Origin of the sequence: Pseudomonas sp. SG-MS2, assembly GCF_009933855.1 — a bacterium.
Taxonomy (GTDB): Bacteria; Pseudomonadota; Gammaproteobacteria; order Pseudomonadales; family Pseudomonadaceae; genus Aquipseudomonas; species Aquipseudomonas putida_E.
The window spans coordinates 1-8295 of sequence record NZ_MOMO01000255.1 but is presented as its reverse complement, the minus strand read 5'-3'; the positions used below and the strand labels follow the sequence as shown (position 1 = coordinate 8295).

The window sequence follows — 8295 nt, the reverse complement described above, 5'->3', positions numbered from 1 at the left end:
CCCGATCCACCCCACAACCACCACTCCCTCGAAGACACGATCATCCAGGCTGCGGAGTTCGCCCTGTGCGCGCAAAGCGTGGCGCAGCAGGCTGTTTCGCTACAGCCCAGAACGCCCGCCTCGGTTCTGATGATGGCCTCGATGCATGAGCTCGAGTCGCTACGTGTGCTGCTCGAATCAGCCCTGATCCAGCTGCAGATGCCGCCCGAGCCGCGCACCCTGCACTAGGCCGTTAAGCCTGTTTTGCCTGGGTGGGCGCTGTCGCCGGCAAGCCCATACGCACAGCGCGCTGCGTGAGACCGGTGCTGAGCTAAAGGCGGGTTGCCCGTCATGACGTTCGCCCAGGCCCTAAACCTTCAGGGAGAATACGCAATGACCCCAGACGACACCAAAGTCACTGTCGGCAAGACCACGTTCTACCAGGGTGAAAACCAGACCCACCCACTGTTTCGCATCGAAGCGGGCATCCCCTGCCAGAATGCCCGCGAACAGGCTTCAGAGCTGATGGGCTATGTGCGGGACCTGACCATCGAAGGCTTGATGGAAGATAAACCACAGCTGATCTGGGCTTCGCACTACCTGAGTGCGTTGGCCAAAGCACTGATGGATGATGCCGAGCTGGGCATGATGCACTAAGGGCTGAACTGCCCGACCATGGCGGACATCTGTAACCGAGGCCGCTTCGCGGCCCATCGCCGGCAAGCGCGGCTCCCACAGGTACAGCGCATGCCTGAAGGCTGGTGATTTCCTGGGGGCAGTCCATTCTGTGGCCGGCTTGCTGGGGATGAGGCCAGTACTGACCACAGAGCTTTGGGTCGCTGCCTGCTATAGGTCGAAAGCGATCAATCGGTCGCGACCGGCTGCTGTGGAGCCATTGCGGACATTGAGCAGAGAGAGCGCCCCGAGGGGCACGCGAAGCTTCAGCGTGTCGCTTCCAGCGCCTCTCGTATTTCTTGAACTACCAGCTTTTCGATACCTGCCTCATCCGCCCCAATCGAGTGAGCTGCACAGCATGCGGCGGAGTCACCAACGACACACCGATAGACCGCAATAACGCTTCCCGGGCCCAATCCGGTATGCCCAGCCAACATCAAGTCACCCTCGATTCCACCTCGCATCATGCCGAGTGCGTAACCGGGCGCGAGCCAAGGCCGGCCTGCTATCGGGCCACCCAGTACCCGCGTCGTCTGCATTTCCTGAAGCAGATTGTTGGGTAGGAGGCCTCCAGCGAGCACGCCATCCAGCAGCCGGGCAGCCTGTGAGACAGGGCCAATCAGCAATCCGTGGTAGACCCAGCCGGGGTCGTAATTCAACGACCTGCCGAGGAGCCTCCCATTCAGCTCAGCACGCTCCGTTGCCAAGCGAACCGTCGATATGCCAAGCGGACTCAGGACTTGCTGCCTGATAGCGTCTGCGAGCGGCAGATCGGCGGCACGCTCGATGATTTGGGCTACCAGCATGAAACCAACATTCGAGTAATGCCAACCCGTTCCCGGGTTGTATCGGAGTCGGTGTCCATCCAGGCGCTGCATCATTTCGCCTGCGGGCCATGCGGACTCATGGTTGGCTACGGCGGCGTGGTATTCGGGAAGTTCGCCATAGTCCGCAAGGCCCGCCTCGTGACGCAGCAGTTGGCGCAGAGTGAAAACACCTTCGGGAAGCGAAGCATCCAAGTCGAGCCTACCGTCGCGCACCAATGTCAGGGCGGTCGCGGCTAACACCGTTTTCGTGAAACTCCACCAGGGCACGAGGGGGTCGTCCGGCAAGGCTGGCGATATCAGTCGGCCGTCGAAAAGGGTAGAGATCAGCATTGAGTGCTCACGCAGGAATGACAGGTCAGTTTGGAGGGGGCGGCGACAACATACCCCATTGCCACCTCGCAAACTCCAAGCTGATGTCTTTTGATGTGGGGTTTCCACGCGAACGTCTGCCCGATGCGCTGCCGTAGCCAATGAGCGTCACGGCGGTTAGCCCAGGATTACCGGTTAATGAAACGAATCTCATGGCCATCGTTGCGCGCAAAGCTACAGCCATGCCTCGCCGCAACCATCATCGATTCACGGTTTATCTGGATCGTACTCATTGACGTTGGCGACCTGGGCGTTCAGGCGACCGAGCAGGTCGATCAGCGTGTCCACTTCCGAAGGTGAAAGGCCACTGAGCAGACGGCGCTCTCTCTCAAGCGCAACCTTCAAGACCCGCTTGTACAACTGCGTACCGCTCTCTGTAAGCGACACGGTGTAGCGTCGTCCATCAGCAGGATCCGCCTCTGTGCGAACTCGCCCTGCTACCTCTAGCGCGTGCAACGCGCGGCTCACAGCACTTTTGTCCAGACCGATCACCTGGCAGATCCGATTGGCAGTGATCCCGCTTTCCACAGCCAGCATGGACAGCATCCTCCACTCCACAACACCAATCTCGAAGTGTTTGCGATAGCACTGGGAAGCGCCTGACGAGAGCTTGTTGGATAAAAAATTCAGCTGCGCTGGCACGTAGCGAGCGAGGTCCAGCTGGGGTTCCGAGGCCATTGAGCGCACACCTCCAATCGAGTTCTCGAAAAATTAGTTGACACCGCAACTAATTGATCCGAGGATTAACTCAACCAATAGCTGGGGCCAGCCCAGCATTATATGCCGTCAAAGCACCTCACAAAAATAATTATCAGGTAGTGCCATGAAAATCCGCGATCCACTCGCCTTCCGCGTGTCTAGCTGCAAACCTGAGCGGCCGCCCTTCGCTCCAGGCTGACCTCCTCCCAGTTGAATTAACCACCCGTATTCTTTTTGTAGCCACTTAACTGTGGGGGGATGAGTAATGCTTCAAGTAAACGTTAGCCGCAAGGCAAACGAAGCTGAAGGTGTTTGCAGCTTTGAATTGAGCCCCGTGAAGGGTGAAACCCTGCCACCTTTCGAGGCCGGTGCTCACATCGATGTCCATATCCCGGGTGGGCTCATTCGCCAGTATTCGCTGTGCAATGACCCCCGAGAGCGCAATCGTTATCTGATCAGTGTCCTCAAGGAACCCAACTCCCGTGGCGGATCAGAGGCAATGCACTCGATTGTCGGCCAAGGCCATGAGCTGACCATCAGTGCGCCGCGCAACCTGTTCAAACTGGATCATGGCGCTGCACGTCATCTGCTTTTTGCAGGTGGTATCGGCATTACCCCGATCCTGGCCATGGCGTATGAGCTTGCCCATCGCAAAGCTGACTTCGAGCTTCATTACTGCTTTCGCTCCTGCGACCGCGCAGCCTTCGTCAAGGCACTCGCTGACGCCCCCTTCGCGGACCGCGTAGTGCTGCACGATGACAACGGTCCACAACAGCAAAAACTGAATGCGGCAGCAATTCTCGACGCAGTCGATGAGGGACGCCATCTCTACGTCTGCGGCCCCTCCGGCTTCATGAATCACATCCTTGATACAGGTGAGGCCGCCGGCTGGCCGCAAGAGCGGATGCACAGAGAGTTCTTCGCCGGACAAGTCATTGACCAAGGTGCCAATGCACCCTTCCAAGTCGTGCTCGCCCGCAGCGGCAGATCATTCGATATTCCGGCAGACCGCACCGTGTTCGAAGTATTGGACGAAGCGGGAGTCGAAGTAGAAACGTCCTGTGAACAAGGCGTCTGTGGGACGTGCGTGACACGCGTACTGGAAGGTATCCCCGATCACAGGGATCAATTCATGACGGCCGATGAGCACGCCAGAAATGATTGTTTCACCCCGTGTTGCTCTCGGGCGAAGTCCCATCGACTCGTGCTTGATCTCTAGTGTCAGACAAAACCTAACTGTTTAACGGAGACTCCTATGACTGCCTCTTCTCTTCAGTCGTTGGCCCAGGACATCTTGCCTGCCAAACCCTCCACATTTCCGCTCAACCAATGGTATGTGGCTGCTTTGGGTTGGGAACTCAAGGATCGCCCCGTAGGCCGAACCTTGTTGAATAAATCAGTCGTCATGTTCCGCACCGCAGATGGAAAGGTAGCGGCCCTTGAGAACCGCTGCTGCCATCGGGCGTTGCCTCTCTCCGACGGCACACTTGAGGCGGGGGGGCTTCGCTGTGGCTATCATGGCCTCCTGTTCAACGATGAAGGCAAATGCATCGAGATTCCTGGGCAAGACAAAATCCCGAGTAAAGCGAAGGTGGCGGCCTTCCACGTCGTAGAAAAAGATCAGATTGTCTGGATCTGGTTCGCAAGCCCCGAACATCCTGAGCCTACTACTGAACCACCCTCTTACGATATCCACAGCAGTGGAGACTATCTTTTTGACGGTGATGTGTATCACTACGATGCCCCGTATCAGCTCATTCACGACAACTTGATGGATCTGAGCCATTTGGGCTATGTGCACCTACGCACGATTGGCGGGAATGCCAGCATTCACATGAATGCGAAAATGACAGTAGAAGGTGACGACAATCATGTTCGTGTGGTTCGGCACATGCCCGGCTCTGTGCCGCCGCCGACGTACGCGGCCGCTTATCCGTTCAAAGACACTGTCGACCGATGGCAGGAAATTGAATTCCATGTCAGCCACCTGCGTATTTGGACAGGTGCCACTGACGCGGGGACCGAGTCCTTGGACAATCCACAACGTGGTGGCTTCCATATGCGCGGTTTCCACGGTGTGACCCCAGAAACCGAGACCACCAGCCACTACTTCTGGACAATCGCCACCAACCCGAAAAGCAATCACGAAGAGGTCAAGGCGAAGGTCGTCCAGCAAACGATGATGACGTTCGATGAAGACAAGGTCGTCATCGAGTCTCAATACAAGAACATGTGCCGGTTCGGTGAGCGGCCCATGATCGACATCCATGTCGATGCTGGCGCCAACAGAGCCCGTCGCATCATCGAAAAACTTTGCAACTCCGTTAGTTGAGTGCGCAGTGCATTTATATCGTGCGGGTATCTATGCACTTTTTTACACGCCGCAAACGCAATACCGCCCCTCTTGGGGCGCTCTGAAACACCCTGCACCAGCGTGCAACTTGTTCAATGATAACTACAAGAGAGCGAGGCCTAGCTATGTCCGGAAATCGTGGTGTTGTGTATCTCGGGGCCAGTAAGGTTGAGGTACAAAAAAATGATTACTCCATGTCTCTCCTACTCGCCGCCCAGGCAATGCTGCAAAGCCTGTCCGCGCACCTCACGTACAGGCCTTTCATCAGTCAAGAGGCCTGCCGTCATGAGTAACTACGCCGGGCACCAGCTCGATGAGAAAAAGATGTCCGCCTTCCAGTGGTGGGTCATCACCCTCTGCTTCGTAATCAACATGCTAGACGGCTTCGACGTTCTGGTGATGGCCTTCACAGCCTCCTCCGTCGCCGCTGACTGGGGGCTCAACGGACTGCGACTTGGTTATCTGCTGAGCGCTGGCTTGGTCGGCATGGCAATTGGCTCACTGTTCATTGCCCCTTGGGCTGACCGCTTCGGCCGTCGGCCGCTGATTCTTGTCTGTGTAGGCGTGGCAGGGACTGGCATGGTTCTATCCTCGCAGGCCACCGGCCCACAGATGCTTGCAGCCTTCCGTTTCGTGACCGGCCTGGGGATCGGTGGCATTTTGGCCAGCAGCTATGTCATCGCTGGCGAATACGCCAACAAGCGCTGGCGGGGACTCGCAATCAGCCTGCAATCGACTGCCTATGCACTTGGCGCCACCATTGGTGGGCTAATCGCAGCAAAAATGATTCCTGCGCTGGGATGGAGGTCCGTGTTTCTTTATGGTGGGTTCGTCACGCTCGCAACCCTTCCCGCGTTGTTTTTGTGGCTGCCAGAATCGCTCGCGTTTTTGATGTCGAGCAAGTCCGAAAGCGCAATCAAGCGGATCAACCACTTGCGCCTCAAGGTGAAACTCGCACCACTTACCGAAATACCTGAAACGAGCCAGGTTGAGCGCCCATCACTGCGAGCATCGTTCGCTCAGCTGTTCTCCCCCGCCCTCTTGCGCTCAACGTTGCTGATCTGGGCGTCATTCTTTCTGGTCATGTTCGGTTTCTACTTTGTAATGAGCTGGACCCCAAGATTGCTTGTCACTGCGGGGCTGTCCAATGAGCAAGGTATCACCGGAGGCGTGCTTCTCAACGTGGGGGGTATATTCGGCACCGCGTTGGTAGGGCTATTGGCCGCACGCTTCCGGTTGTCCAAAGTATTGATGATCTACCTCCTTGCAAACGCCTTGCTGCTGGCCGTCTTTGTCAAATTTACCAACACGCTGAACCTGGCATTTGCGCTGGCCATCCTGATCGGCATTTTCGTGAATGGTTGTGTGGCGGGGCTTTACGCGGTGACACCTTCCATATACGACGCTAGCCAGCGTGTGACTGGCTTGGGTTGGGGTATCGGCATCGGTCGTGCGGGAGCAATTGCCTCCCCTCTTGTAGCTGGACGTCTGATCGACGCGCAATGGACCCCTTCTGATTTGTACATGCTCTTCGCAATGACGTTCGTTCTCGCCGCTATAGCGGTCGCCCTGCTGAGAATAACTCCACCCAAAGCACTACACGCTGCCACAAGCCTCTGAAATACCAAAAAACCATAACAAGAAGGTAAATCCGATGCGACGTTTTGCCGATTGCTTGCCGCTGTTTGCGCTAGGCGTGCCATCTCTGTGCATGAGCAATGTTGTTTCAGCAGCTTTCTTTGAAGACAGTACGGTTGCCCTGACCACCCGGAATTACTATCTCGATCGAGATTACAAAGGGGACTCATCCGTTTCGGCAGTTCGTGAATGGGCTCAAGGCTTCATTATCAAAGCGAACTCTGGCTACACCGATGGCCCCGTAGGCTTGGGCCTGGATCTCACAGGGATGCTTGGGGTGAAACTTGATTCGTCACCTGAACGATCGGGCACCCAACTGCTGCCTATAGATCCACAGACGCGCAGAGCACAAGACGCGTACTCTGAACTCGGCGTTGCGGTGAAAGCTCGATTCTCACAAACGAACCTTTCAGTAGGCACGCAACTTCCCGCGCTTCCCGTGATCACTGCTAGCCCTGCACGCCTCCTGCCTCAAACTTTCAGGGGCGCGTCAATAACGAGCTCAGAAATTGAGCACCTCACGTTACAGGCCGGGCGGATGGATCGAGTCAACCTTCGGGACTCGACAAACAACCAGCTCATCGCAATGGCTTCACCGAACGGACGGTTCAAGCCTGGCGTATTCTCTGATCGCTTCGACTACCTGGGTGGCGAATACCGCGTTTCAGAAAATTTCACAGCGCGTTATTACCACGCAAATCTTGAAAATATCTATGAGCAGGACTTCATTGGAGGTATTCATTCTATTGCAGCTGGGCGGGGTAAGTTGAAAACGGAGTTGCGAGTGTTCGACAGCCGAGAGAACGGGCGTGCAGAGGCTGGCAAAGTAGACAACCTTAATGCCGGCCTGACGATGAGCTACCAAACGGGTGGGCATACGTTTGGAATGGGCTACATGTATCAAACCGGAGATACGGCCTTCGCCTATCTCGCTGGAGGCGAGCCTGTCGTTCTGAGTGATGGGACCATGAGCGCGGATTTCGTGAACCCCAAAGAACGCACAATGCTTTTGCGATACGATTACAACTTTGTGGCGATGGGTATTCCGGGGCTCACGGGCATGATCCGCTATCTAAGGGGAACGAATATTGATTTGCCCCATCTCGGAGGCAGCGACCTTACAGAGTCATCGAAAGACCTGGAGCTTTCTTACGTCGTACAGTCTGGACCAGCCAGAGATTTAGCGTTTCGCGTCCGGCATGCATTTTACCGAAACGATCTGAGCTCAGCGGCAACCTTCAGAGACGACAACGAAACGAGAGTCAATGTAGATTACACAGTGAAATTCTAAAACACGGCATGACGTTTGACGAAATCAAGTACTTCGGCGTTCGCCAGCAGCCCACTACCATGGGCAGCTATCGATAGCAGTCAGGGGTGACCGCTATCGATCTTTCGGTGATCCACTACAGCGTAACGTTAACGGCTCGACCGGCTGCGTTGCGCTGGGTGAGACACCACAACAGCTAGCGAGCGGCGTCCAACGCTGTGCACCTGCCACCGAAATCGGATCATCGTGGGCCCCTACCGGGGTGCTCACGCCCACCGCAACGATGACCTTCCCGTCGAACAAGATCCTGCCAGGGTGGTGACGTCCAGCGCCGGATGGCCGTCGTTTCAGTAACATCGGTTCATCACGAGACTGGTTGACATAGACCGATCAATACCCCCACATCTTGAGCGCTGGAAACACCAAGAAATCAGATTTTCCCTCTTCCTTGTAGTCCATTTCCCAAACATACTCTCGCCGCACTT

General features: G+C 56.2%; 8 protein-coding genes. 6 read left to right on the top strand and 2 right to left on the bottom strand.

The features are described 5' to 3' along the window. Positions 1-228, top strand: a 228-nt coding sequence (locus tag BLX42_RS24005; protein WP_161872818.1) for a hypothetical protein, incomplete at its 5' end; no start/stop codon positions are given. A 144-nt stretch (positions 229-372) separates the two neighbouring features. Beyond that, positions 373-636 (top strand): DUF3077 domain-containing protein, encoded by a 264-nt coding sequence (locus BLX42_RS24000; protein ID WP_161872817.1) that lies wholly within the window; start codon positions 373-375, stop codon positions 634-636. A 284-nt stretch (positions 637-920) separates the two neighbouring features. Here BLX42_RS24000 and BLX42_RS23995 read toward each other — a convergent pair whose 3' ends face one another. Continuing rightward, positions 921-1811: a serine hydrolase gene (locus BLX42_RS23995; RefSeq protein WP_161872816.1), complete on the bottom strand. Its 891-nt coding sequence runs from the start codon at positions 1809-1811 to the stop codon at positions 921-923. A gap of 246 nt (positions 1812-2057) precedes the next feature. Next, positions 2058-2528 (bottom strand): MarR family winged helix-turn-helix transcriptional regulator, encoded by a 471-nt coding sequence (locus tag BLX42_RS23990; protein ID WP_161872815.1) that lies wholly within the window; start codon positions 2526-2528, stop codon positions 2058-2060. A 286-nt stretch (positions 2529-2814) separates the two neighbouring features. Between BLX42_RS23990 and BLX42_RS23985 the strand changes: the two genes are divergently transcribed. The 4 genes from BLX42_RS23985 to BLX42_RS23970 all read left to right on the top strand — a co-directional run bounded on the left by BLX42_RS23985 (position 2815) and on the right by BLX42_RS23970 (position 7831). Next, entirely contained in the window at positions 2815-3768 is a 954-nt protein-coding gene (locus tag BLX42_RS23985; protein WP_161872814.1) for a PDR/VanB family oxidoreductase, read from the top strand. A gap of 36 nt (positions 3769-3804) precedes the next feature. Further along, positions 3805-4881, top strand: a complete 1077-nt coding sequence (locus tag BLX42_RS23980) for an aromatic ring-hydroxylating dioxygenase subunit alpha (RefSeq protein WP_161872813.1) — start codon at positions 3805-3807, stop codon at positions 4879-4881. Positions 4882-5187: 306 nt separating this feature from the next. Beyond that, positions 5188-6522 carry an MFS transporter gene (locus tag BLX42_RS23975; RefSeq protein ID WP_161872812.1) on the top strand — a complete coding sequence of 445 codons (1335 nt, stop codon included), beginning with the start codon at positions 5188-5190 and terminating at the stop codon, positions 6520-6522. 34 nt (positions 6523-6556) lie between these two features. After that, positions 6557-7831 carry an OprD family porin gene (locus tag BLX42_RS23970; protein ID WP_161872811.1) on the top strand — a complete coding sequence of 425 codons (1275 nt, stop codon included), beginning with the start codon at positions 6557-6559 and terminating at the stop codon, positions 7829-7831. The last annotated feature ends 464 nt before the right edge of the window (positions 7832-8295 follow it).

Bases quoted from the DNA above. Each gene is read 5' to 3' on its own strand.
- BLX42_RS23970 (WP_161872811.1), top strand. From the start codon at position 6,557: ATGCGACGTTTTGCCGATTGCTTGCCGCTGTTTGCGCTAGGCGTGCCA.
- BLX42_RS23975 (WP_161872812.1), top strand. From the start codon at position 5,188: ATGAGTAACTACGCCGGGCACCAGCTCGATGAGAAAAAGATGTCCGCC.
- BLX42_RS24000 (WP_161872817.1), top strand. From the start codon at position 373: ATGACCCCAGACGACACCAAAGTCACTGTCGGCAAGACCACGTTCTAC.
- BLX42_RS23985 (WP_161872814.1), top strand. From the start codon at position 2,815: ATGCTTCAAGTAAACGTTAGCCGCAAGGCAAACGAAGCTGAAGGTGTT.
- BLX42_RS23990 (WP_161872815.1), bottom strand. From the start codon at position 2,528: ATGGCCTCGGAACCCCAGCTGGACCTCGCTCGCTACGTGCCAGCGCAG.
- BLX42_RS23980 (WP_161872813.1), top strand. From the start codon at position 3,805: ATGACTGCCTCTTCTCTTCAGTCGTTGGCCCAGGACATCTTGCCTGCC.
- BLX42_RS23995 (WP_161872816.1), bottom strand. From the start codon at position 1,811: ATGCTGATCTCTACCCTTTTCGACGGCCGACTGATATCGCCAGCCTTG.